This window comes from Streptomyces sp. NPDC012888 (genome assembly GCF_042900645.1).
Lineage (GTDB): Bacteria > Actinomycetota > Actinomycetes > Streptomycetales > Streptomycetaceae > Streptomyces.
This window is the reverse complement of the sequence record NZ_JBIBBM010000002.1, coordinates 204,789-230,886: the sequence shown is the minus strand read 5'-3', so window position 1 is coordinate 230,886 and position 26,098 is coordinate 204,789. Positions and strand designations below refer to the sequence as shown.

General features: G+C 72.4%; 21 protein-coding genes. 6 read left to right on the top strand and 15 right to left on the bottom strand.

The features are described from left to right. Positions 1 to 67: 67 nt before the first annotated feature. The 4 genes from mgt to ACFY61_RS03460 all read left to right on the top strand — a co-directional run bounded on the left by mgt (position 68) and on the right by ACFY61_RS03460 (position 4,008). Positions 68 to 1,288: a macrolide-inactivating glycosyltransferase gene (gene mgt, locus ACFY61_RS03475; protein ID WP_389466406.1), complete on the top strand. Its 1,221-nt coding sequence runs from the start codon at positions 68 to 70 to the stop codon at positions 1,286 to 1,288. Further along, the gene (locus tag ACFY61_RS03470) at positions 1,285 to 1,842 is read left to right on the top strand and encodes a DUF1697 domain-containing protein (protein ID WP_389466403.1); all 558 of its coding nucleotides are present in this window, start codon (positions 1,285 to 1,287) and stop codon (positions 1,840 to 1,842) included. The genes mgt and ACFY61_RS03470 overlap by 4 nt, the downstream gene beginning before the upstream one ends. Before the next feature lie 40 nt (positions 1,843 to 1,882). Continuing rightward, on the top strand, positions 1,883 to 2,614 hold the full coding sequence (locus ACFY61_RS03465) for a hypothetical protein (protein ID WP_389466401.1): 732 nt from the start codon (positions 1,883 to 1,885) through the stop codon (positions 2,612 to 2,614). Positions 2,615 to 3,006: 392 nt separating this feature from the next. Further along, positions 3,007 to 4,008, top strand: coding sequence for a ketopantoate reductase family protein (locus ACFY61_RS03460; protein WP_389466398.1), 1,002 nt, complete (start codon positions 3,007 to 3,009; stop codon positions 4,006 to 4,008). Between the two features lie 63 nt (positions 4,009 to 4,071). Here the strand turns inward: ACFY61_RS03460 and ACFY61_RS03455 are convergent, their stop codons facing one another. The 14 genes from ACFY61_RS03455 to ACFY61_RS03390 all read right to left on the bottom strand — a co-directional run bounded on the left by ACFY61_RS03455 (position 4,072) and on the right by ACFY61_RS03390 (position 17,766). Next, positions 4,072 to 4,821 carry a sirohydrochlorin chelatase gene (locus ACFY61_RS03455; protein ID WP_389466397.1) on the bottom strand — a complete coding sequence of 250 codons (750 nt, stop codon included), beginning with the start codon at positions 4,819 to 4,821 and terminating at the stop codon, positions 4,072 to 4,074. 1 nt (position 4,822) lies between these two features. Then, the gene (locus tag ACFY61_RS03450; RefSeq protein ID WP_389466395.1) at positions 4,823 to 5,707 is read right to left on the bottom strand and encodes an ABC transporter permease; all 885 of its coding nucleotides are present in this window, start codon (positions 5,705 to 5,707) and stop codon (positions 4,823 to 4,825) included. Further along, on the bottom strand, positions 5,694 to 6,485 hold the full coding sequence (locus ACFY61_RS03445; RefSeq protein WP_389466393.1) for an ABC transporter ATP-binding protein: 792 nt from the start codon (positions 6,483 to 6,485) through the stop codon (positions 5,694 to 5,696). The genes ACFY61_RS03450 and ACFY61_RS03445 overlap by 14 nt, the downstream gene beginning before the upstream one ends. Positions 6,486 to 6,523: 38 nt before the next feature. Next, on the bottom strand, positions 6,524 to 7,660 hold the full coding sequence (locus tag ACFY61_RS03440) for an aliphatic sulfonate ABC transporter substrate-binding protein (protein WP_389466390.1): 1,137 nt from the start codon (positions 7,658 to 7,660) through the stop codon (positions 6,524 to 6,526). Positions 7,661 to 7,890: 230 nt separating this feature from the next. Then, complete coding sequence (locus ACFY61_RS03435) at positions 7,891 to 9,225, bottom strand: sulfate adenylyltransferase subunit 1 (RefSeq protein WP_389466388.1); 1,335 nt, start codon at positions 9,223 to 9,225, stop codon at positions 7,891 to 7,893. Between the two features lie 2 nt (positions 9,226 to 9,227). Next, positions 9,228 to 10,169 carry a sulfate adenylyltransferase subunit CysD gene (cysD, locus tag ACFY61_RS03430; protein WP_389466385.1) on the bottom strand — a complete coding sequence of 314 codons (942 nt, stop codon included), beginning with the start codon at positions 10,167 to 10,169 and terminating at the stop codon, positions 9,228 to 9,230. Beyond that, on the bottom strand, positions 10,166 to 10,711 hold the full coding sequence (cysC, locus tag ACFY61_RS03425) for an adenylyl-sulfate kinase (RefSeq protein WP_389466382.1): 546 nt from the start codon (positions 10,709 to 10,711) through the stop codon (positions 10,166 to 10,168). The genes cysD and cysC overlap by 4 nt, the downstream gene beginning before the upstream one ends. 38 nt (positions 10,712 to 10,749) lie before the next feature. Beyond that, the gene (locus ACFY61_RS03420) at positions 10,750 to 11,451 is read right to left on the bottom strand and encodes a phosphoadenylyl-sulfate reductase (protein WP_389466379.1); all 702 of its coding nucleotides are present in this window, start codon (positions 11,449 to 11,451) and stop codon (positions 10,750 to 10,752) included. Next, the gene (locus tag ACFY61_RS03415; protein WP_389466376.1) at positions 11,448 to 11,627 is read right to left on the bottom strand and encodes a hypothetical protein; all 180 of its coding nucleotides are present in this window, start codon (positions 11,625 to 11,627) and stop codon (positions 11,448 to 11,450) included. Before ACFY61_RS03415 ends, ACFY61_RS03420 begins: the two co-directional genes overlap by 4 nt. Beyond that, positions 11,624 to 13,327, bottom strand: a complete 1,704-nt coding sequence (locus ACFY61_RS03410; RefSeq protein WP_389466373.1) for a nitrite/sulfite reductase — start codon at positions 13,325 to 13,327, stop codon at positions 11,624 to 11,626. Before ACFY61_RS03410 ends, ACFY61_RS03415 begins: the two co-directional genes overlap by 4 nt. A 172-nt stretch (positions 13,328 to 13,499) precedes the next feature. After that, a complete protein-coding gene (locus ACFY61_RS03405) occupies positions 13,500 to 13,583 on the bottom strand; it encodes a putative leader peptide (protein ID WP_389467004.1) in 84 nt (27 codons plus the stop codon). Positions 13,584 to 13,864: 281 nt separating this feature from the next. After that, positions 13,865 to 14,395 carry a GNAT family N-acetyltransferase gene (locus ACFY61_RS03400; RefSeq protein ID WP_389467002.1) on the bottom strand — a complete coding sequence of 177 codons (531 nt, stop codon included), beginning with the start codon at positions 14,393 to 14,395 and terminating at the stop codon, positions 13,865 to 13,867. Positions 14,396 to 14,513: 118 nt separating this feature from the next. Beyond that, entirely contained in the window at positions 14,514 to 15,776 is a 1,263-nt protein-coding gene (locus tag ACFY61_RS03395) for a GAF domain-containing protein (RefSeq protein ID WP_389466370.1), read from the bottom strand. A 337-nt stretch (positions 15,777 to 16,113) separates the two neighbouring features. After that, the gene (locus ACFY61_RS03390; protein WP_389466367.1) at positions 16,114 to 17,766 is read right to left on the bottom strand and encodes an acyl-CoA dehydrogenase family protein; all 1,653 of its coding nucleotides are present in this window, start codon (positions 17,764 to 17,766) and stop codon (positions 16,114 to 16,116) included. 17 nt (positions 17,767 to 17,783) lie between these two features. Between ACFY61_RS03390 and ACFY61_RS03385 the strand changes: the two genes are divergently transcribed. After that, positions 17,784 to 18,911: a YihY/virulence factor BrkB family protein gene (locus ACFY61_RS03385; protein ID WP_389466365.1), complete on the top strand. Its 1,128-nt coding sequence runs from the start codon at positions 17,784 to 17,786 to the stop codon at positions 18,909 to 18,911. A 17-nt stretch (positions 18,912 to 18,928) separates the two neighbouring features. Here the strand turns inward: ACFY61_RS03385 and ACFY61_RS03380 are convergent, their stop codons facing one another. Further along, positions 18,929 to 19,720, bottom strand: a complete 792-nt coding sequence (locus ACFY61_RS03380; protein WP_389466362.1) for a hypothetical protein — start codon at positions 19,718 to 19,720, stop codon at positions 18,929 to 18,931. Between the two features lie 215 nt (positions 19,721 to 19,935). Here ACFY61_RS03380 and ACFY61_RS03375 point away from each other — a divergent pair, with 215 nt between their 5' ends. Further along, positions 19,936 to 26,088 carry a DNRLRE domain-containing protein gene (locus tag ACFY61_RS03375; RefSeq protein WP_389466361.1) on the top strand — a complete coding sequence of 2,051 codons (6,153 nt, stop codon included), beginning with the start codon at positions 19,936 to 19,938 and terminating at the stop codon, positions 26,086 to 26,088. The last annotated feature ends 10 nt before the right edge of the window (positions 26,089 to 26,098 follow it).

Genomic DNA, 26,098 nt, shown 5'->3' with positions numbered 1-26,098 from the left:
CGCGCCTCGCCGGTCCGTTCGGGAATCGTGGTTGCACGAGACGTCTCGTCTCGTTTAGGGTCGGTGCATGACCTCAGCCAAGCCCTCCCACATCGCCATGTTCTCCATCGCCGCCCACGGCCACGTGAATCCCAGCATCGAGGTGATCCGGGAGCTCGTCGCCCGCGGACACCGCGTCAGCTACGCCGTCCCCGCCTCCTTCGCCGAGAAGGTCGCCCAGGCCGGCGCCACCCCCGTCGTCTACACGTCCACCCTGCCCACCGACGACGACCCCGAGGCGTGGGGCACCGAACTCATCGACAACATCGAGCCCTTCCTCCACGACGCCGTCCAGGCCCTCCCGCAGCTCGCCGCCGCCTTCGAGGACGACCGCCCCGACCTGGTCATCCACGACATCACCGCCTACCCGGCACCCGTCCTCGCCCACCGCTGGGGCGTCCCCGCCGTCTCGCTCTCACCCAACCTGGTCGCCTGGGAGGGGTACGAGACGGAGGTCGCCGAGCCGATGTTCGCCGAGCTGAAGGGCACCGAGCGGGGCAAGGCCTACTTCGCCCGCTTCCAGGCCTGGCTGGACGAGAACGGACTCGACACCGACCCCGACCGCTTCGCCCGCCCCCGCCGCAGCGTCGTCCTCATCCCCGAGGCGCTCCAGCCCAACGCCGACCGCGTCGACCGCTCCGTCCACACCTTCGTCGGCGCCTGCCAGGGCGAACGCGCCGAACAGGGCCACTGGCAGCGCCCCGCCGCAGCCGAGGGCAAGAAGGTGGTCCTGGTCTCGCTCGGCTCCGCCTTCACCAAGCAGCCCGCCTTCTACCGCGCCTGCCTGGACGCCTTCGCCGGTCTCCCCGACTGGCACCTCGTCCTGCAGATCGGCAAGTTCACCGACGAGGCCGAGCTCGGCGAGGTCCCCGCCAACGCCGAGGTGCACCGCTGGGTCCCGCAGCTGGACATCCTCCGCCAGGCCGACGCGTTCATCACCCACGCCGGCGCCGGCGGCAGCCAGGAGGGCCTCGCCACCGGCACCCCGATGGTGGCCGTGCCCCAGGCCGTCGACCAGTTCGGCAACGCCGACATGCTCGCCTCCCTGGGCGTGGCCCGGCACCTGCCGATGGAGGAGGCCACCGCGGACACGCTCCGCGAAGCCGTCCTCGCGCTGGTGTCCGACCCCGCGGTCGCCGCCCGCGCCACCGCGATCCGGCGGCAGATGGCCGCCGAGGGGGGCACGAAGCGGGCCGCCGACCTCATCGAGGCCGAACTGTCCCAGCCCGCGCCTAGGGTTCGGGCATGACGACCAGGACGAAGAAGTACGCCGCGCTGCTGCGCGGGATCAACGTCGGCGGGTCCAGGAAGGTGCCCATGGCCGACCTGCGGACCGTACTGGAGGAGCTCGGCCACTCCGGCGTACGGACCTACCTCCAGAGCGGCAACGCCGTCTTCGAGACGGCGGAACGGGACCCGGCCGCCCTGGCCCGGGAGCTGGAGCGGGCCATCGAGACCCGCTTCGGCTTCCGGGTGGCCTGCCTCGTGGCCGACGGCGACTACCTCCGCGCGGTCGCCGACGCCTGCCCCTTCCCGGCCGCCGAGCTCCAGGGCAAGCAGCTGCACGCCACCTTCCTGTCCGAGCAGCCGGCCGGGGACCGCTTCGCCCACATCGACCGGGACGCCTTCCTCCCCGAGGAGTTCCGCGTCGGCGACAAGGTCCTCTACCTCTACGCACCCGAAGGCCTCGGCCGCTCCAAGCTCGCCGAAGCCCTGGCCCGCCCGGCCGTCACCAAGGGGATCGACGCGACCACCCGCAACTGGAACACCGTCGTCAAACTCGTGGAACTCACCGCCGGTTAATTCGGATGTGCGGGCGGCGGCCGGTTGTTAGCTTCTCCGTGTGCCGAAGCTGAATCAGATCATCGCAGTGGAGAAGGGCGTCAAGTCCAAGTCCCTCCAGGAGCTCTCGCAGGCCCACCACGACGTCCAGAAGCCCGCCCTGCTCGCCGGGATCGCCCGGACGTACCAGCCCAAGGACGAGGAGGGCGAGCAGCTGCCGCCCGAGTCCACCCGGGTCCAGGTGAAGGCCGAGGACGTGCTCCGGGACATGGCCGGGACGCTCACGCGGCTGTTCGACGTGACGGCCACCAAGGACTGGGCCAACCGCACCGCGGCCGCGGACGTCGTCGTCGACGGCACCGTCCTCCTCGCCCAGGTGCCCGTGCCCTACCTGCTCTTCCTGGAGAAGCAGCTCACCGACCTGCACGCCTTCGTACGGAAGCTGCCGGTACTGGACGCCGCCGAGGCATGGAGCCCCGACCCCTCCACCGACTGCTGGAAGACCGACCCGGTGCGCACGATCCGCACCAAGAAGGTCCCGCGCAACCACGTGAAGGCGGAGGCCACGGACAAGCACCCGGCCCAGGTGGAGGTGTACTACGAGGACGTGCCGGTGGGGTACTGGACCACGGTGAAGTTCTCCGGCGCCCTGCCCGCCCGGCGGGTCAACGAACTCGTCGACCGGGTCGAACGCCTCCAGCAGGCCGTCAAGTTCGCCCGCGAGGAGGCCAACGCCGCGGAAGTCACCGACCAGCGCGTCGGCGACGCCGTGTTCGGCTACCTGTTCCGATAGGACGGGAGCCCCGAGAACGCCCTCCTGGAGCGGAGGGTGCGCGCGACGAGCGCGCAAAAAGCTGAAACTGACTGTTGAAGCTGACGAGGGGCACGGAACCGTGCCCCGCCAATCTCAGATTCTCGCTCCAGTCTCAGCATTCGCCGCCGAACGCCGGACCGACCGAGCGTGGACGACCATCGACGGATGGGGGTTCAAGTCCCCTCTGCGCCTCTCCCATGGCGCGGTAGTTCAAAGGCAGAACACGTCGATCTCAGAATGATCCGCGCTCTTCAACGCCGCCGGCGTGCGCAAATGGGTGGCACACAGGAGCCCGGGAGCGCGGTAGCTCCCGGGCTCCGCCACGCCGCCCCGCGGACGGTGCCGGCCACGGAGTGTGTCAGGCTCGGGCCATGCGTTACCTCATCATCGGCGCCGGCGCGGTCGGCGCCACCATCGGCGGCCGGCTCGCGGAGACCGGCCACGACGTCGTCCTGGCCGCAAGGGGCGCCCACGCCGCCGCCCTGCGGGCCGACGGCCTCCGGCTCACCACCTCCGACGGCACCCGCACCCACCGCCTGCCGGTCGTCACCGACCCCGCCGAACCCGGCGAGCTGCGCCCCGACGACGTCCTCGTGCTCGGCGTCAAGACGCAGGACGCGATCGCCGCCCTCGACGCCTGGGGCGCGGCGGAGGTCGCCGGCGGCGGCACGGCCGCGCAGCGGCTGCCGGTCTTCTGCCTGCAGAACGGCGTCGAGGCCGAACGGCTGGCGCTGCGCCGCTTCGCGAAGGTGTACGGGGTGTGCGTCTGGCTGCCGTCGACGTACCTGGAGCCGGGCGTGGTGTCCGCACTGTGCGCGCCGCTGACCGGCATCCTGCACGTCGGCCTCGCCGCCGGGGGCACGGACGCGCGGGCCGAGGCGGTCGCCGCGGACCTGGCGAAGTCCGGGTTCGAGGCCCCCGTGGTCCCGGACGTGATGCGCTGGAAGTACGCGAAGCTGCTCGGCAACCTGGGCAACGCCATCCAGGCGACCACCGGCCCGGAACCCGGGCCCGCGAAGGCGGCCCTGCTGCTCCGCGCCATCCGCGAGGCCAGGGCCGCCTACGCCGCCGCCGGCATCGCGTACGCCTCGGAGACGGAGCAGTCCGCGGCCCGGGACGGCAAGGTCGACCAGCCGGCGGGCGTCCGGGGCGGATCGTCCTGGCAGAGCCTGGCACGCGGCACGGGCTCCATCGAGGCGGACTACCTGAACGGTGAGATCTGCCTGCTGGGCCGGACGCACGGAGTGCCGACCCCGGTCAACGAAGTGCTCCGGCACGCGGCGAACATCTTCGCCCGCGAGTCCCTCCCGCCGGGCGCGATGTCCATCGAGGACCTCACCGCCCTCGCCGACGAGGCGACCTCCCGCGCCTAGCGGATCCGCGCTGACCCGCTGACCCGACCCCACGGCCGGCGCGCCGGGTTCCCGGACCGGCCGTCAGGCGGACAGCGCGGCGGCGAGGCGGGGCGCGAGGGCCTCGTCATGGCGGGCGAGGAGGAGGCGGGCCAGCTCCGGGGCCGGTCCCAGGACGTCCGCGAGGACGTCCGCGCCGGCCTCCGCGGCACCCGCCGCGATACGGTCCGGCAGCCGCCCCGGGGCGATGACGTACGGCGCGACGACGATCCGGCGGACGCCCTCCGCGCGGAGGGCGCGGACCGCCGAGGCGACGTCCGGCAAGGCGGCGGAGGCGAACGCAGGCCGCACGGCGCACCAACCGGTGTGCCGCCACTCCCGCGCGATTTCAGCGATCACTGCGATCGCCTCCGGGTCGGAGGAACCGGCGGACGCGAGCACCACGCCGGTGGAGGAGCGGTCGGACGGGCGCAGCCCGGCCTCCCGCAGCCGCCGCTCCAGGGCGGCGAGCAGGAGCGGGGACGGGCCGAGGACCTCCGTCACCCGCACCGACAGGCCCGGCAACCGGGCGCCGGCCTCGGCCAGCACCGCCGGGATGTCGGCCTTCGCGTGGAACGCGCGGGTGAGGAGGAGGGGCAGGGCCACGACCTCCCGCACGCCGTCGGCGTGGAGCGAGGACAGCACCTGGGGCACCGACGGCGCGTTGAAGTCCAGGTACGCCGTCTCCACCCGCAGCTCCGGCCGCAGCGCCCGCACCCGCCGGGTCAGGGCGTGCACGGTCGCGGCGTGCCGCGGGTCGCGGCTGCCGTGGGCGATGACGAGCAGCGTACGCATGTCAGGCCTTCACCAGCAGGCCGCGGTTGCGGAGCATCCGGCGTTCCAGTGGGCTGAAGACGAGGAGGTCGATGGCGATGCCGACGACGAGGATGAGGGCGATGGCGAGGAAGACGCCGGGGAGGTCGATGTTGTTGCGGCCGTTTTCGAGGAGTTGGCCGAGGCCGAGGCCGAGGTCGGGGGAGGAGGCGATGATCTCGGCGGCCATGAGGGAGCGCCAGGAGAAGGCCCAGCCCTGCTTGAGGCCGGCGACGTAGCCGGGGAGGGCGGCGGGCATGACGATGTGCCGGATGCCGCGGAGGCCGGTGGCGCCGAGGGTGCGTCCGGCGCGGAGGAAGAGGGGTGGGACCTGGTCGACGCCGGAGACGAGTCCGTTGGCGATGGAGGGTACGGCGCCGAGGAGGATGACGGTGAACATCATGGCGTCGTTGAGGCCGAACCAGAGGACGGCCGGGGGGACCCAGGCGACGGAGGGCAGGGACTGCAGGCCGGAGAGGATGGGGCCGATCGCGGCCCGCACGAACTTCACCCGGGCCACCAGCAGGCCCAGCGGGGTGCCGATGGCCAGGGCGAGGAGGAAGCCGAGGAGGCCGCGGGAGACGGAGGTCCAGATGACTTCGAACAGGGTGCCCTGCAGCCACATCTGGGCGAGGCTGTCCCAGACCGCGGAGGGCGCGGGGAGTTTGGCTTCGTCGACGGTGCCGGTGGTGACGAGGGTCTGCCAGAGGGCGAGGACGAGGGTGACGGCGACGGCCGGCGGGAGGACCTTCTTGACGAGGGTCTCGCGGAGGGGGGTACGGCGGATCTCGACGGCGTCGAGCGCGTCGAGCCCGGCCTCCAGACCCGCGAGGTCGTCCGTCTTCGCCTTCGTGTCAGTGCTTGCCATGGCGGCGGATCTCCCCACGCAGGTGTTCAGTGATCTCGAGGGACAGTTCGGCGACGTCGGCGTTCTCGATGCGGCGCGGCTGGGGGATGCCGACGGTCCATTCCTTGGCCACCCGGCCGGGGCGGGAGGAGAGCAGCACGACGCGTTGGGCTAGGCGCACGGCTTCGCGGACGTTGTGGGTGACGAAGAGGACCGACAGCCCCGTCTCTTCCCAGATGCGGGTCAGTTCGCCGTGCAGCACGTCGCGGGTGATGGCGTCGAGGGCGGCGAACGGCTCGTCCATCAGCAGCAGCCGGCTGTCCTGGGCCAGCGCCCGGGCCAGTGCCACGCGTTGCCGCATGCCGCCGGACAGTTCGTGGACCCGCTTGCCGTACGCGCCGCCGAGCCGGACCAGCTCCAGGAGGCGCTCCGCCTCCGCCTTGCGCTCGGACTTTTCCACCCCGCGCAGCCGCAGGGCCAGCTCGATGTTCTTGCCGGCGGTGAGCCAGGGGAAGAGGGCGTGTTCCTGGAACATCAGGGCGGGGCGGCCGGAGGTCTTGATGGACCCCTGGGTCGGCCGGTCGAGGCCCGCGACCAGATTGAGCAGGGTCGACTTGCCGCAGCCGGAGGCCCCCAGGATGGTGACGAACTCTCCGGGTGCGACATCGAGGCTGATGTCGTCCAGGACGAGTTGTGTGCCGGCCGGGCCGGTGAAGGACTTCGAGACGTGCTCGATGCGGGCGGCGTGCGTCGCCGCCGTCGCGGTGTCCTCGGCAGCCTTGGCGAGTGTGGTGGCCATGGTCGTCACCTCCTGGGTTCGGGTTCGTTACGGGGGCTCTACCGGGCGCCGAGGCCGGCGTCGCCGACCTCCGGCTTGCCCGCGGCCTTGAGGACCTTGTTCAGCAGCGTCAGGTCGTAGATGCCGGTCAGATCCGGCTGCTCGATCAGTTCGGCCGCGACCGCGTGCTCGGCCTGGGCCTTCAGCGTGGTGGCGAGCGGATCGTCGGTGAGCGCGATGCTCGGCCAGGCCGGATCGATGACCGAAGCCGACAGCCCCTTGCCGGTCTCCGCCTTCAGCGCCGCGTTCGCGGACGCCTTGGCCTCGTCCGGGTTGGCGTTGATCCACTCGTTGGTCTTGACCGTGCCCCTGAGGACGGCCTCGACGACGTCCGGGTGCTCCTCGAGGAACTTCTGCGACACGATCACGTTCGTGATCACGAACTTCTTGCCGGGCCACAGGTCGGTCTCGTCGAGCAGGACCTTCGCGCCCTCCGTGACCAGCTTCGACGCCGTCGGCTCCGGCACCCACGCACCGTCCACCGAGCCCGACGCGAAGGCGTCCGGCACGATCTTGTTGTCCGTGCGGACCACGGACACGTCGCCCTTGCCGGACTCCGGGTCGACCTGCCAGCCCTTCTCCGCGATCCAGTTCAGGAAGGCGACGTCCTGCGTGTTGCCCTTCTGGGGGGTCGCGATCCGCTTGCCCCTGACGTCGTCCAGGGTCTTGATCCTGTCCGGGTTCACCACCAGCTTCACCCCGCCCGAAGCGGAGCCGGAGATGATCCGCAGGTTCTTGCCCTTGGACTTCACGTACGCGTTGATCGCCGGCGACGGGCCGATGAAGCCGATGTCGAGCGAGCCGCCGTTGAGGGCCTCGATCTCCGACGGACCGGCGTTGAACGCCTGCGGCCTGATCTTCGTGCCGCCCAGCTCCTTCGCGATCAGCCCCTCCTGGAGGCCGACCAGCGCCGTGGCGTGCGTCAGGTTCGGGAAGTAGCCGATGCGGACGGTGTCCACGGACAGCTTCCTGCCGGTCGCGGCGACGTGGGAGCGCTCGTCCACCTTCGCCTGCGAGCCGTAACCGCACGAGGCGAGGACGCCGAGCAGGAACGGCAGGGCAGCGGCGACGGCGAGGCCGCGCAGCGGGTTCTTCCTGGCGTTACGGGTGACGGGCACGGGAGAGCTTCCTCTCATGACGCGCCGTCAACTCGTCGGGCGCGTCTTCATCTGTGGAGCGGGGGCGGGAACGACTGGCAGGGGGCGGGAGTGACGGCGCGCGGGCGGGATACCGGCGGCCGTCCGCTCATCGCGCACACCACGCACACCACGCACATCGCGCCACCCCGCCCCGACCGCTGCCGAGGACGCCCCCTCCCACACGGCCGCCCTCCTTCGCGAAGGTGGAGTACACGTCGGCCGTCACGTCAGAAGGCCCAGCCCTCGTCGTCCTGCACCTCTGCGGTGCCGGCCTTCGACGCGAACGACTCGCCCGCCATCCCGGCCGCCAGGGTGGTCCCGTCCGCCGGGTCGATCAGCAGGAACGAACCGGTGCGCCGCGAGTCGGCGTACGCGTCGAGCGCCAGCGGCTCGGCGGTGCGGACGACCACCCGGCCGATGTCGTTGGCCACCAGCCGCCCCGGGCTGGGGTGCTGGGACAGGTCGTCCAGGGTGAGCTTGGACGGGATGTCCTTGACGATCGCCTTGACCGTGCGCGTGGTGTGCTTCAGCAGCACCCGGGCACCCACCGTCAGCGGCTGGTCGGCCACGTGGCAGACCGTCGCCTCGACGTCCTGGGTGGTGGCCGGCGCGCTCGCGGCCGGCGCGATCAGGTCGCCGCGCGAGATGTCGATGTCGTCGGCCAGGCGCAGGGTCACCGACTGCGGTGCCCAGGCGATGTCCACCGACTCGCCCAGCGCGTCGATGCCCTCGATCACCGAGGCCCTTCCCGACGGCAGCACGGTCACGGCCTCGCCGACACGCAGCACGCCGGAGGCGATCTGACCCGCGTAGCCGCGGTAGTCGGGGTGCTCGGCGGTCTGCGGCCGGATCACGTACTGCACCGGGAAGCGGGCCGGGCAGGCCGTCAGGTCGTGGCTGACCGGGACGGTCTCCAGGTGCTCCAGCACCGTCGGGCCGCCGTACCAGTCCATGTTGGCGGAGGGCTCCACGACGTTGTCGCCGGCCAGCGCCGAGATCGGGATCGCGGTGATCTCGGGGACGCCCAGCTCGGAGGCGTACGTGGTGAACTCCTCGGCGATCGCCGCGAAGACGGACTCCTCGTACCCGACGAGGTCCATCTTGTTGACGGCGAGGACCACGTGCGGGACCCGCAGCAGCGCGGCCACGGCCGCGTGCCGCCGGGTCTGCTCGACCACGCCGTTGCGGGCGTCGACCAGGACCACGGCCAGCTCGGCGGTGGAGGCGCCGGTGACCATGTTCCGGGTGTACTGCACGTGCCCGGGGGTGTCGGCCAGGATGAACCGGCGGCGGGCCGTCGCGAAGTAGCGGTAGGCCACGTCGATGGTGATGCCCTGCTCCCGCTCGGCCCGCAGGCCGTCGGTGAGGAGGGCCAGGTCAGGGGCGTCCTGACCGCGGTCGGCGGACACGCGCTCCACGGCCTCCAGCTGGTCCTCCAGGACCGACTTGGAGTCGTGCAGCAGGCGGCCCACCAGGGTGGACTTGCCGTCGTCGACGGAGCCGGCGGTCGCGAAGCGCAGCAGCGTGGTGGTGCTGAGCTGCTCGGTGGCGGTGCTGGTCATGTCTAGAAGTACCCTTCGCGCTTGCGGTCTTCCATCGCGGCCTCGGACAGCTTGTCGTCGGCGCGGGTCGCGCCCCGCTCGGTGAGACGGGACACGGCGATCTCGGCGATCACGGCGTCGAGCGTGGTCGCGTCGGAGTCCACCGCACCGGTGCAGGACATGTCGCCGACCGTGCGGTAGCGGATGAGCCGCGTCTCGACGGTCTCGTGCTCCTTCGGGCCGCCCCACTCGCCGGCCGTCAGCCACATGCCGTTGCGGGCGAACACCTCGCGCTCGTGCGCGAAGTAGATCTCCGGCAGCTCGATGCCCTCGCGGGCGATGTACTGCCAGACGTCCAGCTCGGTCCAGTTGGACAGCGGGAACACGCGGACGTGCTCGCCGGGCGCGTGCCGGCCGTTGTAGAGCTGCCACAGCTCCGGGCGCTGGCGGCGCGGGTCCCACTGGGAGAACTCGTCGCGCAGCGAGAACACCCGCTCCTTGGCGCGGGCCTTCTCCTCGTCGCGGCGGCCGCCGCCGAAGACGGCGTCGAAGCGGTGCTGCTGGATGGCCTCGGTCAGCGGGACGGTCTGCAGCGGGTTGCGGGTGCCGTCCGGGCGCTCGCGCAGCTTGCCGGCGTCGATGTACTCCTGGACGGAGGCCACGTGCAGGCGCAGGCCGTGCCGGGCGACCGTGCGGTCGCGGTACTCGATGACCTCGGGGAAGTTGTGCCCGGTGTCCACGTGCAGCAGCGAGAACGGCACCGGCGCGGGGGCGAACGCCTTCAGCGCCAGGTGCAGCATGACGATGGAGTCCTTGCCGCCGGAGAACAGGATCACCGGCTTCTCGAACTCGCCCGCCACCTCCCGGAAGATGTGCACCGCCTCGGACTCCAGGGAGTCCAGGTGCGACAGCGCGTACGGGGCGTCCGCGTCGGCTTCGGTGTGCAGGTGTGCGGCCGTGGTCATGCCAGACCCCTCTCGGTGAGCAGCGCGTGCAGGGAGTCGGCCGACTCCTGCACGGACTGGGTGTGCGACTCGATACGGAGGTCCGGGGACTCCGGGGCCTCGTACGGGTCGTCGACCCCGGTCAGCCCGGAGATCTCGCCCGCGGCCTGCTTGGCGTACAGGCCCTTCACATCGCGCTCGGAGCACACCTCGACCGGGGTGGCCACGTGCACTTCCAGGTAGGTGGTGCCGGCGGCGGAGTGCCGCTTCGCGACCGCCTCACGGCTGTCGGCGAACGGCGCGATGACCGGCACGAGCGCCTTGACGCCGTTGCTGGCGAGCAGTTCGGCGACGAAGCCGATCCGCTGCACGTTGGTGTGGCGGTCCTCGCGGGTGAAGCCCAGTCCGGCGGAGAGGAACTCGCGGATCTCGTCGCCGTCGAGGACCTCCACCCGGTGGCCCTCGCCGCGCAGCCGGTCGGCCAGCGCGTAGGCGATGGTGGTCTTGCCCGCGCTGGGCAGACCGGTCAGCCACACGGTGGCTCCCTGGCCGGTCACGCTCATCCCGTTCTCTTTCCCGTTCGGTTCCGTGGTGTTGGTCATCAGCCGTGCAGTCCGCACTCGGTCTTGGCCCGGCCGGCCCAGCGGCCGGCCCGCGCGTCCTCGCCCTCCGCGACGCGGCGGGTGCAGGGGGCACAGCCGACGGAGGCGTAGCCGTCCGTCAGCAGCGGGTTGGTGAGCACGCCGTGCTCGGCGACGTACGCGTCCACGTCGTCCTGCGTCCACCGGGCGATGGGGGAGACCTTCACCTTCCGCCGCTTCTCGTCCCAGCCGACGACCGGGGTGTTCGCCCGGGTCGGGGACTCGTCGCGGCGCAGGCCGGTCGCCCACGCGTCGTACGCGGTCAGACCCTCCTCCAGCGGCCTGACCTTGCGCAGCGCGCAGCACAGGTCCGGGTCGCGGTCGTGCAGCTTCGGCCCGTACTCGGCGTCCTGCTCGGCGACCGTCAGGCGGGGGGTGAGGGTGATGACGTTGACGTCCATCACGGCCTCGACCGCGTCGCGGGTGCCGATGGTCTCCTCGAAGTGGTAGCCCGTGTCGAGGAAGACCACGTCCACGCCGGGGAAGACGCGGGAGGCCAGGTGGGCGACGACCGCGTCCTCCATGGAGGAGGTCACGCAGAACGACCTGCCGAAGGTCTCGGCCGCCCAGGTGAGGATCTCCGGGGCGGAGGCGTCCTCCAGGTCGCGGCCCGCTCGCTCGGCCAGGGCCTTGAGGTCGCGCGTGTCCTGATGCGTCGTCATATGACTTCCCCTCCCGTGGAGTCCGCCCGGAGTCCGCGGGCCAGCAGCCCGAGGTACTTCAGCTGGAAGGCCCGGTTGCAGGACCTGCACTCCCAGGCGCCGTGGCCCTGCTCGTTGGGGAACAGGTCCTCGTCGCCGCAGTACGGGCAGTAGAACGGGGCGGCGCGCTCGCTCACGACAGGGCCTCGTCACTGGCGCGGCCGACCCAGGCGGCGAAACGCTCGCCGTCCTCACGCTCGGCCTCGAAGCGCTTGACGACGCGCTCGACGTAGTCGGGCAGTCCGTCCTTGGTGACCTTCAGGCCACGGACCTTGCGGCCGAAGCCGGCCTCCAGGCCCAGGGCGCCGCCCAGGTGCACCTGGTAGCCCTCCACCTGGTTGCCGTCGTCGTCGAGGACCAGCTGGCCCTTGAGACCGATGTCCGCCACCTGGATACGGGCGCAGGCGTTCGGGCAGCCGTTGATGTTGATGGTGAGGGGCTGGTCGAAGTCCGGCAGCCGGCGCTCCAGCTCCTCGATGAGGGTCTGCCCGCGGTGCTTGGTCTCGACGATGGCCAGCTTGCAGAACTCGATGCCGGTGCAGGCCATGGTGCCGCGCCGGAAAGGCGAGGGATCGACGCGCAGGTCGAGCGCCTCCAGGGCGGTGACCGCGGAGTCGAGCTGCGCCTCCTCGACGTCCAGCAGGATCATCTTCTGGTCGGCGGTGGTGCGGAGCCGGCCGGAGCCGTGCTGTTCGGCCAGCTCGGCGATCTTGGTGAGGGTGGCGCCGTCGACGCGGCCCACGCGGGGCGCGAAGCCGATGTAGAAGCGGCCGTCCCGCTGCCGGTGCACGCCCATGTGGTCGCGCCACTGGCCGGTGGGCTCCTGCGGGGCGGGGCCGTCGGTCAGCTTCCGCTTCAGGTACTCGTCCTCCAGGACCTGGCGGAACTTCTCCGCGCCCCAGTCGGCGACGAGGAACTTCAGGCGGGCGCGGGTGCGCAGGCGGCGGTAGCCGTAGTCGCGGAAGATCGAGATGACGCCCTCGTAGACGTCCGGCACCTCGTCGAGGGAGACCCAGGTGCCCAGGCGGACGCCCAGCTTGGGGTTGGTGGAGAGGCCGCCGCCGACCCAGACGTCGAAGCCGGGGCCGTGCTCGGGGTGCTCCACGCCGACGAAGGCGATGTCGTTGATCTCGTGCGCCACGTCGAGCAGCGGCGAGCCGGAGACGGCGGACTTGAACTTGCGGGGCAGGTTCGAGAAGTCCTTGTTGCCGACGATCCGGCGGTAGATCTCGTCGATCGCCGGGGTGCCGTCGATGATCTCGTCCTCGGCGATGCCGGCGACGGGGGAGCCGAGGATGACGCGCGGGGTGTCGCCGCAGGCCTCGGTGGTGGACAGGCCGACGGCCTCCAGGCGGCGCCAGATCTCCGGGACGTCCTCGATCCGGATCCAGTGGTACTGCACGTTCTGCCGGTCGGTGATGTCGGCGGTGCCGCGGGCGAACTCCTCGGAGATCTCGCCGATGACGCGGAGCTGCTCGGTGGTCAGCCGGCCGCCGTCGATGCGGACGCGCAGCATGAAGTACTTGTCGTCCAGCTCCTCCGGCTCCAGGATCGCGGTCTTGCCGCCGTCGATCCCGGGCTTGCGCTGGGTGTACAGGCCCCACCAGCGCATGCGGCCGCGGAGGTCGTTGGGGTCGATGGAGTCGAAGCCGGTCTTCGAGTAGATCGTCTCAATGCGTGTCCGCACATTGAGACCGTCGTCGTCCTTCTTGAACTGCTCGTTGCCGTTGAGGGGGGTGTGGTGACCAACGGCCCACTGACCCTCGCCGCGGTGACGGCCGGTCTTGCGGCGCGCGGCAGCGGGCGCGGCTGCGGGCTTTTCGGGGGTGGCGGCCATGGCGGTACGTCCTTCTTCGGCGGCTCAAGGCAAGGGCGGGTGACCTGCGGAAACGGGCGCAGGTGTGGCTGAACGGGCCCGTTGCCTGTGGGCAGGACCGATTCGGCTTCTGGGGTTCGACGCGTCCGCTACGGCGGGGACGGCGAGCGAATGTGCGGCGGTGCTGGTTCCGTCAGCTCGCCGGACAGATGGCGCTGGACATGCGGCCGAGGTCGACGTGCCGCCGACTCACCAAGGCAATTCCAGGTCCATTCATGGGGGGAAGCGTGGCACGGGTGTCTTGGAGGAGTCCACTAGTGTCCACGATCCGGACCGATCCGTCCCGAATCCCGGACACCTGTGTCCCGCGTCACGCCGCCGCCGGCCCCGGCCGGGGGCGCGCGCCGCCCGCACCGCGCGGGGGCGGCCCCGTCAGGGGCGCCGGGGCGCTGCCGCTGCCCGGGGGCGTCCCGGTGTGCCCACTCTCCCCCGGACTCCGCCCGGGGGTACCCCCACCCGCCCTGCGGGACGACTGCCCACACGGGCGGGCGGGGCGGGTCAGGCGCCGGGCCAGGGGCCGGGCGTGGGGGTCAGGGGCTTCTGTTCCGTCGTGGTGTCGAAGAGCTTGAAGCCCCGCCGCTCGTAGTTCGCCATCGCCGTCGGCCCGTCCTGGCTGCACGTGTGCAGCCACACCCGCCGCGTCGGCTCCCGGTCCGGCCACCGGGACGCCAGGTCCCAGGCCCGCCGGACACCCTCCGTGAGCAGCCACCCTCCGATCCGCCGGCCCCGGAAGTCCGGCAGGAGCCCGAAGTAGACGATCTCCACGACCCCGTCCGGCTGCGGGTCGAACTCCACGTACCCCGCCGGCGTGCCCCGGTCGTACGCCACCCACGTCTCCACCCCGGGCCGCTCCAGCTGCGCCACCCACTCCGCGCGGGTCAGCCCCAGCCGGTCCGTCCAGTGGATGTCGCCGCCCACCGACGCGTACAAGAACCGGCTGAACTCCGGTGACGGCACCTCCGCCCGCATGATCACGACCTCGTCGCCCGGCGGCGCCGCCGCCGGGACCAGGTCCTCGGGCGAGGTCATCTCCAGGGACCAGGTGGTCAGCGTGAAGGTGGCCGGCTGCGTCGGCACAGGCACGGGCACGGGCACCGGCACAGGCGGCGCGGCCGGGCCGGGGGGCGTCGTGGGCTCGCTCATGCGTTCAGGGAACCATGCCCGGCGCCCCGCCCCCCACGCGGGCCCGCACCACCGCCGGCGCGGTGGAGTGCGGCAGCAGCTCCCGCGGGTCGGCCGGCCGGATCAGCTCGACCTCCACGTCCTCCGTGAACCGGTACGGCCGGTGCGCCAGCACACCCGCCAGCGTCCGCCGCACCCGCGACATCTCCGCCCGCACCGTCACCGTCCGGGTCGGATCCCCGAACAGCTCCTCCGCCAGCTCCGCCGCGGACCGCCCCCGTGGACTCTCCGCCAGCAGGAACAGCAGCTCCGCGTGGCGCGGGCTGAGCTCCGTGGACCAGCTGCCGGCCGCCCCGTACACCGTCGCCGACCAGCTCCGCGAGCGGCTCAGGTCCAGCACCACCCGGCTCGCCGCCGCCCCCGTACGGGCCTCCTCGATCCGCAGCAGCCAGCCGCCGGGCAGCGGCTCCGCCACGCAGTCGCCCAGCTGCGCGATCCACGTCCGCCCCGGCCCGAACGACTTCGGCAGCGGGATCCGGTCGGCCGGCACCAGCCCGGTGACCGCCGCCACCCAGCCGTGCGGATCCACCGCCAGCGCCCGCCCCGGCAGCCGCGCCAGCAGCGGCGCGGCCACCGCCCGCAGCCGCTCCAGCGACTCCAGGTGCCGCACCCGCAGCTCCCGCTCGGCGAGCTTGGCCACCGCGTTCACCCAGGCCAGCGTCGCCGGGTGCATGGTGGCCAGCGGCCCGCTGACGTCCACCACGCCCAGCAGCCGCCCGTCGCGCGGGTCGTGCACGGGCGCGCCCGCGCAGGTCCAGTCGTGGTGCGAGGAGACGAAGTGCTCCGCCGAGAACACCTGCACCGGCCGCCGGGTCACCAGCGCCGTACCGACCCCGTTGGTGCCGACCACGCCCTCGCCCCAGTCGGCGCCCACCTCGAACCCCAGCCGGTCCGCCTTCCGCAGGATCGACGACGCCCCCTCCCGCCACAGCAGCCGGCCGTCCGCGTCGGCGACGACCATGATGTGCAGGGCCCCGTCCAGCGCCGGCAGCAGCCCCTCGCGCAGCACCGGCAGCAGCTCCCGCAGCGGCGACCCCTGCCGCCGCTGCTCCGTCTCCGCACAGGACAGCATCCGCGAGCGGGCGTCCCGGTCCGGGTGCACCCCGCCCGCCAGCATCCGCCGCCACGACTCGGCGATCTCCGGTCGCGGCGCGGCCGGCGGCCGGTCCCCGGCCAGCGCCGCCGCCCGTACGCCCTTGAGCAGACGCGCGGCCTCACGCGTGTCCATGGCCGAGAGCCGCGCCAAATCAACTGCGGTGTTGGCCACCGAGCCTCCCCGTCTGACTGACGTACCGCCGGAGCCGTCCGGTTCCCCGGCCGCGCCGCCTCGCCGCCGGCGCAGCCCCGGCCGGTTCCGGGAAGTGCAGGACCTACAGGTTGCAACGGTATGCAACTGTGGCCAAGAGCCGATCGGCCGACCGAAACTGTGCGCACCGCCGCCATGGCGGCGGGCAGCTCCTCCTCGGGGGCTTTCGAAGGAGCCAGGGATGGCGCCGAGTCGGCGCGGCGCCACCCCTGGCTCCCGAAACGGGCCCGGATCCGGGCTCGGCGGGGTTGGGGACCCCCTAGCCCGCGATCCGTGCCCGTTCCACCACCGCACGCAGGTCGAGCCCGTGCGGCAGCGTCCCGAAGGCCGCCCCCCAGTCACCGCCCAGCCGGGACGCGCAGAAGGCGTCCGCGACCGCCGGCGGGGCCCACCGCACCAGTAGCGACCCCTGGAGCACCAGGGCCATCCGCTCCACCAGGCGGCGGGCCCGCGCCTGTACGCCCTCCAGGTCGGCCAGCTCCGTCAGCAGGTCCTTGACCGCCGCGTCCAGCCGGTGGTCCGCGCCGCGCGCCAGACCCACCTCGGTCAGGAACGCGTTCAGCGCCTGCGGCTCCCGCTGCAGGGCCCGCAGCACGTCCAGGGCCTGCACGTTCCCCGACCCCTCCCAGATGGAGTTGAGCGGGGACTCCCGCAGCAGCCGCGGCAGCCCCGACTCCTCGACGTATCCGTTTCCGCCGAGGCACTCCAGGGCCTCGGCGACGGCGGGCGTACAGCGCTTGGTCACCCAGTACTTCGCGGCGGGCACCGCCAGGCGCAGGAACGCCCGCTCCTGTTCGTCACCGTGGTCCTGGACGGCGTCGTACGCGGCCGCCAGGCGCATGGTCAGCACCGTCGCCGCCTCCGACTCCAGCGCCAGGTCGGCCAGCACGTTCCGCATCAGCGGCTGCTCGACCAGCCGGGCCCCGAACGCCGACCGGTGCTCGGCGTGGTGCACCGCCTGGGTGAGCGCCTGCCGGACCAGCGCCGCCGAGCCGTTCACGCAGTCCAGTCGGGTCGCCGCGACCATCTCGATGATGGTCCGCACCCCCCGCCCCTCCTCGCCGACCAGCCGGGCCCAGGTCCCGTCGAACTCCACCTCGCTCGACGCGTTCGACCGGTTGCCCAGCTTGTCCTTCAGGCGCTGGATCGCGAACGCGTTCCGGGTGCCGTCCGCCAGCACCCGCGGTACCAGGAAGCAGCTCAGCCCGCCCGGTGCCTGCGCCAGCACGAGGAACCCGTCCGACATCGGGGCCGAGCAGAACCACTTGTGCCCGGTCAGCGCGTACTCGCCGGAGCCGGAGCCGCCCAGCGGCCGTGCGGCCGTCGTGTTGGCCCGGACGTCGCTGCCGCCCTGCTTCTCGGTCATCCCCATGCCGAAGAGCACGCCGGCCTTCTCCGCCGCCGGGCGCAGCCCCTCCTCGTACGCGTGCGAGGTCAGCCGGGGCTCCCACTCGGCCGCCAGCTCGGGGTCGGTCCGCAGCGCCGGGACCGCCGCGTGGGTCATCGACACCGGGCAGCCGTGCCCGGCCTCGGCCTGCGACCAGACGAAGAACCCGGCGGCCCTCCGCACGTGGCCGCCGGGCCGCCCCCAGGCGTCGGTCAGACCCGACGACACCGCCTTCCCGAGGAGCCGGTGCCAGGCCGGGTGGAACTCCACCTCGTCGATCCTGTTTCCGAATCGGTCGTGCGTCCGCAGCTTCGGCGGGTTCTCGTTCGCCTGCGCGGCCCACTCCTGGGCCTGCGCCGAACCGGCGGCGAGCCCGAGAACGCCGAGCTCCTGCCGTGCTTCCTCCAGCAGTCCGGGGGCGAGGTGCCGCTCCACGGCCTCGGTGAGGGCCCGGTCGCCGCCGTAGACGTCATGTCCCACGAGGGGCGGGGCCTGGTTGCTGACTGTGTGGGTGGTGGCTGCCATGCCGATACGGTAAGTACGTGCAGCCAGCAGATGAAACACCCGAGCGGCTCCCTGGGCGGCTCCACCGGGCCCGCGCGCTCTACCGCAACGTCTCGAAGCGCAAGATGGCCTGGCTGCTGCTGAAGGACACCGTCAATTCGTGCATCGAGTACCGCATCCTCGGGCTCGCCGCCGAGGCGGCCTTCTTCACGCTGCTGTCGCTGCCGCCGCTCTTCCTCGGCCTGCTCGGCCTGCTCGGCTACGTGGACGACTGGACCGACACCAGGACCGTGGCCAGCATCGAGGAGAACATCCTCAACGCGGTCGGCACGGTCCTGTCCGACCGGGGCGTCAACGACATCGCCAGACCCCTGCTCGACGACGTCACCAGCCGGGGCCGGCCCGACATCATCTCGCTCGGCTTCGCCTTCGCCCTGTGGTCCGGGTCGCGCGCGGTCAACGTCTTCATCGACACCATCACCGTCATGTACGGCCTCGACGGGCACCGGGGCATCGTCAAGACCCGGCTGCTGGCCTTCCTCCTGTACGTCATCGCGCTGCTGATCGGGGCGGTCGTACTGCCGCTGATGGTGGTGGGGCCGGACGCGGTGATCCGCCTGGTGCCCTGGGGCACCGAGGTCATCGCGGTGCTGTACTGGCCGACGGTCACCCTGCTGTCCATCGCCTTCCTCACGACCTTGTACCACGTGTCGGTGCCGGTGCGTTCGCCGTGGATCGAGGACGTACCGGGGGCGCTGGTGGCCCTGGCCATGTGGGTGCTCGGCTCGTTCCTGCTGCGCATCTACCTCACCAACACGGTCGAGGGCCCGACCATCTACGGCTCGCTGGCCGCGCCGGTGGCCGTGCTGCTGTGGATCGGCATCTCCGCCTTCGCGGTCCTGGTCGGCGCCGCCGTGAACGCCGCGATCGACCGTGTCTGGCCTTCGGTGGCCACCGCGGCGGCGCGCGAGGCGAACGAGCGTGCCCGGGAGGCCGAGGCGGCCCAGCTGATCGCCCGCGCGGCGGCCTGGCGTGCCCTCGCGGAGGGCGAGTCGGAGGACGACGAGGACGCCGGCATGCCGTCCGAGTTCCCCGAGCGCTGGTCCAACTTCCTCCCGCCGGACGACTACACGGCCCGGCTTCGCAAGGAACGCCACCCGCACTGACGGGTGGGTGGGGCGGACTACGGACGCGGGACGGACAGCACCGTGAAGGTCTGGGCGTTGTTGCCCGGGACCGGGTCGCCGGCGACACCGACGGTGGCGTGGACGGCACCGGGGCCGGGGCCCTTCACCGAGACCAGCACCGGCAGTTGCCCCTTCGCGCCCTTGGGCAGGGTGCCGCCGGTGCAGCGGAACCCGCTGCCGGCCGCGGAGCACTGGAAGCCGATGAACGTGCCGGACTCGGGAGGCCGGCGCAGCGTCAGCGAGCCGGAGAGCTGGACGTCCATGGTGACGCCCTTCACGTCGGCGCCGGTGTTGGTGTAGTGGATCCAGTAGTTGCGGTTGGTACCCGCCGGAGGGTTGGCCTCTCCCTGGATGCTGACGACGGAGACGTCGCCGGGGGCGGTGGGGGAGTCCTTGGGTTCGGCGCAGACCTCGTTGGACTCGTAGCGGGCGCTGAAGACGTTGTCGGCGTTGTTCTCGACCGTCGACACGCGGGCGCAGTACTTGATGCCGGGCGTGATGCCGGCGTTGACCATGCGCACCGAGGTCCTGTTCACGCCGGGGACGGGACCGCTCAGGGGCACCTTGCGCACGGTGGCGCCCGGGCCCTGGGGGGTGAGCACGATCTCGTGGCTCACGTCCCCGGGGTCGGTGTCGCGGAAGGTCACCGTGACGTTGGGGGCGTCCAGCTCCAGGCTGATCAGCTGCGCGGCGGGAGCCGGCGAGGCGAGCGTGAGCACCAGGCCGAGGGACGCGGCCCCACCGATCGAGGTGCGCCATATCCACCGAAGGCGCGTTCTGTGTGTCATGGCGGTTCCGATTCTCGGCGCCGGACGGGTTTGGTCCGATTGTCCGTCCGTGCCTCGGGGACCGCGACTCGCGCCCATCGGCGCAGGTCAGGGTTTGATCACATCCTGTCGCCGGCTGTCCCGCAATGTCCGGCTCCTCCTGTTCGCCGGTCCCAGGAACCGATTCCGGTTCAGTAACTTCGCTGGTTCCATCCTCGTACAAAGGTTTGAGCCAGATGAGAGAACGCTCGCGGACCCGGCTCGCCCGGGTCGCGACGGCCGTGGCCATGGTCATGACCGTGACCCTGCTGGAAGGGGGGGTGTCGACGGCCGCACCGGCCGCCGTCCCGGAGACCCCCGCCGCCCCCGCACCGAAGAAGAAGGGCCCCGGCCCCGCCGAGGCCGCCGACGCACCCTCCGCCTTCCTGATGGCCCGGCTGCAGAACCGGCGCATCGAGATCACCGGCGAGCGCACCGAGTCCACCACCACCTACGCCGAACCGGGCGGCACCACCTCCGTGGTCTCCTACACCGGCCCCGTCCGGGTCAAGGACCAGGCGGGCCGCTGGCAGACCGTGGACACCAGCCTCGTCGACGCCGGCGAGGTCGTCCGCCCCAGGCAGGCGGCCGCCGGCGTGGCCCTCTCCGACGGCGGCTCGGGCGAGCCCCTCGTCGAGGTCGAGCGCGGCAGGCACTCCCTCGGCATCGGCTGGCAGGGCACCCTGCCCGAGCCCGAGCTCAAGGGCTCCACCGCCACCTACCGCAAGGCCGTCGCGGGCGGCGGCGACCTGGTGGTCACCGCCCTGAAGGAAGGTTTCTCCCACTCGGTCGTCCTGCACGAGGCCCCCAAGGCCCCCGTCGAGTACCGGATACCGGTCGAGGCCACCGGCCTCAAGCTGACCGAGACCGACAACCAGCGGATGCGCTGGGAGGACGCCAAGGGCAAGGCGCAGGCCACCGCCCCCGCCCCCGTCATGTGGGACTCCTCCTACGACCGGGCCTCCGGCGACGCCGAACACATCGCCCCCGTCGACGTCACCGTCGAGCAGGACAAGGGCGGCAAGGGCCAGGTGCTGGTCCTCAAGCCCAGCATGGAGTTCCTCACCGACCCGGCGCTGACCTACCCGGTCACCATCGACCCGACCGACTCCCTGATGGGCCCGGTCACCGACACCTGGATCCAGTACGACGACTACCTGACCTCGCAGCGCGGCTCGACCGAGCTCAAGGCGGGCACGTACAACGGCGCGGAGAAGGCCCGCTCGTTCCTCCAGTTCAACGTCGACAAGTACAAGGGCAAGCAGATCCTGGACACGGACCTGCGCCTGTACTCGTACTACTCCTCCACCTGCTCGACCGCGAACTCGGGCAACCAGGTCCGCCGGATCACCGCGGCCTGGGACCCGTCCGCCATCACCTGGTCCAACCAGCCGGCCACCACCACCGCGGGCGCCGTCACCTCCACCGCCGCCAAGGGCTACAACTCCACCTGCCCGGCCGGACACGTCTCCTGGGACGTCGACGCGATCGTCCAGGCCTGGGCCGACGGCCAGCCCAACCACGGCGTCCGCATAGCCGCCGTGGACGAGGCCGACGCCCTGACCTGGCGCCGCTACCACTCGGCCAACCAGACCGACGGCTCCCACAACGCGGCGTACGAGCCGTCGCTGACCGTCAGCCACAACACGAAGCCGGGCGCGGCCACCCCCGTGTCCCCGCTCTCGGGCGCGTCCACCAACGACACCACGCCCACGCTGACCGCCAAGGCCACCGACCCCGACGGCAGCACCGTCCAGCTCAGCTACGAGATCTGGACCCCCACCGGCACCGCCGCCCTGCAGACCGGCAAGTCCGCGTTCACCGCCTCCGGCGCCAACGCCCCCTGGACCCCGGCCACCGCCCTCGCCCCCGGCAGCTACAAGTGGCGCGCCGGCGTGTACGACGGCAACACCTGGAACGGCACCTGGTCGGCCTGGCAGAACTTCACCGTCGACACCGCCAAGCCGGCGAACACGGCCGTCTCGTCCGCCGCCTTCCCGGCCGGCGCCTGGTCCGGCACCCCCGACGCGGCCGGCAACTTCTCCGGCACCTTCACCTTCACCCCGCCCACCAGCGACGTGAAGGACGTCCAGTACAAGCTGGACTCCGGCGCCTGGACCACCGTGGCCACCACCGGCGCCCCGGTCAACGCCACGCTGACCTTCAGGGCCGGCCCGCACACCGTCACCGCGCACACCCGTGACGCGGCCGGCAACGTCTCCGCCGACACCGTCCACGCCTTCTCCGCCGGCAAGGGCGCCGCCCTGACCGCACCCGGCGAAGGCGAGCGCCCGGCCCGCCGCACCGGCCTGATGGCCCAGGGCGACACCTCGTACACCGGGGTCCGCTACCAGTACCGCCGCGGCGAGACCGACACCTGGAAGGACGTCCCCGTCGCGGACGTCCGGACGAACTCCACCGGCACCGCGCCGAGCGCCTGGCCCGTCGCCGTCAGCGGCGGCAAGCCGGCCCCCCTGACCTGGGACATCACCACCACCCTGGCCGAGGACGGCCCCGTGGACGTGCGCGCGGTGTTCTCCACCGGCTCCGCCACCGAGGCCTCGCCCGCGGTCAGCGTGACCGTGGACCGCGCCGCCGGCGCCTCCCCCGAGCTGCCCGTCGGCCCCGGTTCCGTCAACGGCCTCACCGGTGACTTCACCCTGGACGCGACCGACGCCTCCGGCGCGGGCACCACGGTGACCCGTACCGCCTACTCCCGCGGCGACCACCCGGAGGACGACGGCCAGGTCAAGATCTTCGGCCCCGAGTGGGTCTCCGGCGTCTACGCCGAGATCACCCGGTCCTCCTACACCGGCCTCCGCAAGACCTCCCCGACCTCGGTCGAGGTCGTCCTCGCCGACGGCGCGATCGGCTTCACCGCCACCTCCGGCGGCGGCTGGAAGCCCGAGGAGGGTGCCGAGCACCTCACCCTCACCGGGGCGCTCACCGGCTCCTTCACCCTGAAGGACGACGAGGGCGTCACCACCGTCTTCGCCAAGGTCGACCCGGCCGCCGAGAGCTGGCAGGTGGCCTCCACCGCCCTGCCCACCGACAACTCCACCACCCGCGTGGTCTCGGAGAAGGTCACCGTCGGCACCAAGGTCCTCGCCCGGCCCCGGTACCTCATCGCGCCGAGCACCGCGGCGACCCCCGAGGCCTGCGAGGCGAACGCCGCCACCGCCGGCTGCGAGCGCCTGGAGTTCGTCTACGCGACGGCCACCACCGCCACCGGCTGGTCCACCGCCGCCGACTTCGGCGACTTCGCCGGCCAGGTCAAGGAGATCCGGCACTGGTCCACCGCTCCGGGGGCGACCGCCGCCACCGCGCGGACCGTGTCGGTGTACCGCTACGACAAGGACGGCCGGCTGCGCCAGCAGTGGGACCCCCGCCTGTCCCAGGCCACGCAGGTGCAGTACTCGTACGACTCGGCGAACCGCGTCTTCTGGATGATGCCGGGCACCGAGCTGCCGTGGACCTTCACCTACGGCAAGGCCGGCGACGCGGCCACCGCCGGTGAGGGCATGCTCCTGAAGGCCTCCCGCCCGTCCCTCAAGCAGGGCTCGAAGACGGAGACCGACGGCGGCACCATCGCCACCTCGCTGGTGTACGACGTCCCGCTGACCGGCACCAAGGCCCCCCACCGGATGGGTCCGGCGGACGTGGCGGCCTGGGGCCAGACCGACGCCCCGACCGACGCCACCGCCGTCTTCCCGCCGGACGCGGTACCCGCCGCGCACGACGGCGAAGCGCTGACCGCGGCCGCCTACAAGCGGGCCACGGTCAGCTACGTCAACGCCTCCGGCCGCGAGGTCAACACCGCGACCCCCGGCGGCCGCGTCTCCACCACCGGCTACAACGCCGACGGCGCCGTCGTCTTCGCGCTCACCCCCGCCAACCGCGACCTGGCCCTGGCCACGGGCGGCGCGGGCCTGGAGCGGCTGGCCCGCCTGGGCATCGACGGCGCGGGCACGGCCGAGCGCGCCGCGCTCCTGGCCGACACGGCCGAGTACAGCGCCGACGGGCTGCGCGAGCTGCACTCGTACGGGCCGCTGCACCTGGTCGAGCTCCAGCAGGGTGCCGCGGACCTGCCCGCGGGCAGCGAGGTCCCCGCACGACGGCACACGGCCAGCCTGTACGACGAGGCCCGCCCCGCCGGCGCCGCGGTCAGCGGCCGCGCCACCACGGTCACGGTCGGCGCCGCGGTCCCGGGACGCCCCGGCGACCTCGACACCCGAGTCACGAAGACCACCTACGACTGGGCCAAGGGCCTGCCCCTGACCACCGCCGAGGACCCGGCCGGCCTCAACCTCGTCACCAGCACCGCCTACGACGCCCAGGGCCGCGTCACCTCGACCGTCCAGCCGAAGGGCGGGGCCGCCGGCACCCGGATCACCTCGTACTACACGGCGGGCGGGACCGGCGCCTGCGCCGGCCGCCCCGAATGGGCCGACCTGGTCTGCTCGGTGGGCCCGGCCGACGCCTCCGCCGGCACCACCTCGGTGTACGAGTACGACGCGTCCGGCCAGGTCGCCAAGACCACGGAGAAGGCGGGCACCCACACCCGCACCACCACCGTCACCCGTGACGACGCGGGGCGGGTCACCCGCACCGCCGTCACCGGAGGCCTGGGCACCGCCGTCCCCGAGACCGTCCGGACCTACGACCCGGTCAGCGGGAAGCCGGCCACCGTCGCCTCGGGCGGCAGGACGGTCTCCTACTCCTACGACGCCCTCGGCCGCCTCGTCGGCTACGACGACGGCGCCGGCAACGTCACCACCACCGAGTTCGACCCGCTGGGCCGGGCCGTGAAGGTGTCCGACTCCGCGCCCTCGACCGTGACGTACGCGTACGACACGGACAAGGAGCCGAGGGGCCTGCCCACGGCCATGACCGACTCGGTCGCCGGCACCTTCGGCGCCTCCTACGACGCCTCGGGCGAGGTGTCCGGCGAGACGCTGCCGGGCGGCTACACCCTCACCACCGTCAAGGACGAGACCGGCTTCACCACCTCCCGGGTCTACACCCGGGACGCGGACGGCACCGCCGTCCTCACCGACGTCGCCGTCCCCACGGTGCACGGCCAGACCAGCTCCGGCACCCGCACCGCGGGCACCGGCAACGGCCAGGCCTTCGGCTACGACCGCACGGGCCGCCTCACCGACGTCCGGGAGGCCGGGGCGTACGGCGACCAGCACCGCGCGTACACGTTCGACGCCAACGCCAACCGCACCAAGCTGGTCTCCACCCGCGACGAGGACGGCACCGGCACCCCGGTCCAGAGCACGACCGACTACGCGTACGACGCCGCGGACCGGCTCACCGGCACCGGCATCACGTACGACGCGTTCGGCCGCACGCTCACCAAGCCGGGCAGCACGTTCGGCTACTACGCCAACGACCTGGTCCGCTCGCAGACCGCGGGCGACCGCCGGCAGACCTGGGAGCTGGACGCCCAGGGCCGCCTCGCCGCCTGGACCACCGACACCCTCGACGGGCAGGGCGCCGTCCTGGCCTCGGTCGGGTCGGTGCACCACTACCGGGACGCCTCCGACAGCCCGTCGTGGACGGTGGAGGACACCGCCGCGAACGTGCGGACCCGCAACGTCGCCTCGCTCTCGGGCGAACTGGCCGCGGTCACCGGGACCACCGGTGACGTCGTCCTCCAGTTCACCGACCTGCACGGCGACGCGGGCGTCGCGATGCCGCTGGACCCGCAGAAGCCGCTGTCGGTGGCCGACACGGACGAGTACGGCAACGTCCGGGCCGGGACCGCGTCCGCGCGGTACAACTGGCTCGCCGCCTACCAGCGCGGCTCCGGCACGCCGGCCGGCGTCGTCCTGATGGGCGTGCGCCAGTACGACCCGGCCACCGGCCGGTTCCTGTCCGTCGACCCCGTGTACGGCGGCAACGCCAACGCGTACGAGTACTGCACGGCGGACAGCGTCAACTGCACCGACCTGAGCGGCGAGTACGGCAGCAACCGCTGGGGCTGCGGCGGGTTCGTGGACCGGCCGCACCGGTCGCACACGGTCAACAACCGGGTGAACGTCCACGCCGACCTCAAGTGCAAGGCCAAGGTGCCCAGCTTCTCGATCCGGGTGTCGCTCTACCGGTCGCGCTGGTACGGATGGGAGAAGATCGGAACCACCGGCTACGAGTCGGGCAACAAGAAGTACAAGGCGCGCGCCGTCGCCAACTGGGGCCCGAAGGGCGCCTGCCACTACTACATGGGCGTGGGTGAGTTCATGATCGCCAGCGGGCCGAACGGCACGGGCAGCAAGATCCGCTCGACCGTGCGCAACTACGACGAGCGCTACCTGTTCGGCAAGACGGAAATGTGCATCGGCTGATCGACTGATC

Excerpts from the sequence above, each read along its gene's own strand:
- cysD (WP_389466385.1), bottom strand. The coding sequence starts at position 10,169 with ATGACCACGGCCGCACACCTGCACACCGAAGCCGACGCGGACGCCCCG.
- ACFY61_RS03435 (WP_389466388.1), bottom strand. The coding sequence starts at position 9,225 with ATGACCAGCACCGCCACCGAGCAGCTCAGCACCACCACGCTGCTGCGC.
- cysC (WP_389466382.1), bottom strand. The coding sequence starts at position 10,711 with ATGAGCGTGACCGGCCAGGGAGCCACCGTGTGGCTGACCGGTCTGCCC.
- mgt (WP_389466406.1), top strand. The coding sequence starts at position 68 with ATGACCTCAGCCAAGCCCTCCCACATCGCCATGTTCTCCATCGCCGCC.
- ACFY61_RS03440 (WP_389466390.1), bottom strand. The coding sequence starts at position 7,660 with ATGAGAGGAAGCTCTCCCGTGCCCGTCACCCGTAACGCCAGGAAGAAC.
- ACFY61_RS03400 (WP_389467002.1), bottom strand. The coding sequence starts at position 14,395 with ATGACCTCGCCCGAGGACCTGGTCCCGGCGGCGGCGCCGCCGGGCGAC.
- ACFY61_RS03450 (WP_389466395.1), bottom strand. The coding sequence starts at position 5,707 with ATGGCAAGCACTGACACGAAGGCGAAGACGGACGACCTCGCGGGTCTG.
- ACFY61_RS03405 (WP_389467004.1), bottom strand. The coding sequence starts at position 13,583 with ATGAATGGACCTGGAATTGCCTTGGTGAGTCGGCGGCACGTCGACCTC.
- ACFY61_RS03390 (WP_389466367.1), bottom strand. The coding sequence starts at position 17,766 with ATGGCAGCCACCACCCACACAGTCAGCAACCAGGCCCCGCCCCTCGTG.
- ACFY61_RS03375 (WP_389466361.1), top strand. The coding sequence starts at position 19,936 with ATGAGAGAACGCTCGCGGACCCGGCTCGCCCGGGTCGCGACGGCCGTG.
- ACFY61_RS03445 (WP_389466393.1), bottom strand. The coding sequence starts at position 6,485 with ATGGCCACCACACTCGCCAAGGCTGCCGAGGACACCGCGACGGCGGCG.
- ACFY61_RS03470 (WP_389466403.1), top strand. The coding sequence starts at position 1,285 with ATGACGACCAGGACGAAGAAGTACGCCGCGCTGCTGCGCGGGATCAAC.
- ACFY61_RS03420 (WP_389466379.1), bottom strand. The coding sequence starts at position 11,451 with ATGACGACGCATCAGGACACGCGCGACCTCAAGGCCCTGGCCGAGCGA.
- ACFY61_RS03455 (WP_389466397.1), bottom strand. The coding sequence starts at position 4,821 with ATGCGTACGCTGCTCGTCATCGCCCACGGCAGCCGCGACCCGCGGCAC.
- ACFY61_RS03410 (WP_389466373.1), bottom strand. The coding sequence starts at position 13,327 with ATGGCCGCCACCCCCGAAAAGCCCGCAGCCGCGCCCGCTGCCGCGCGC.
- ACFY61_RS03380 (WP_389466362.1), bottom strand. The coding sequence starts at position 19,720 with ATGACACACAGAACGCGCCTTCGGTGGATATGGCGCACCTCGATCGGT.
- ACFY61_RS03395 (WP_389466370.1), bottom strand. The coding sequence starts at position 15,776 with ATGGACACGCGTGAGGCCGCGCGTCTGCTCAAGGGCGTACGGGCGGCG.
- ACFY61_RS03460 (WP_389466398.1), top strand. The coding sequence starts at position 3,007 with ATGCGTTACCTCATCATCGGCGCCGGCGCGGTCGGCGCCACCATCGGC.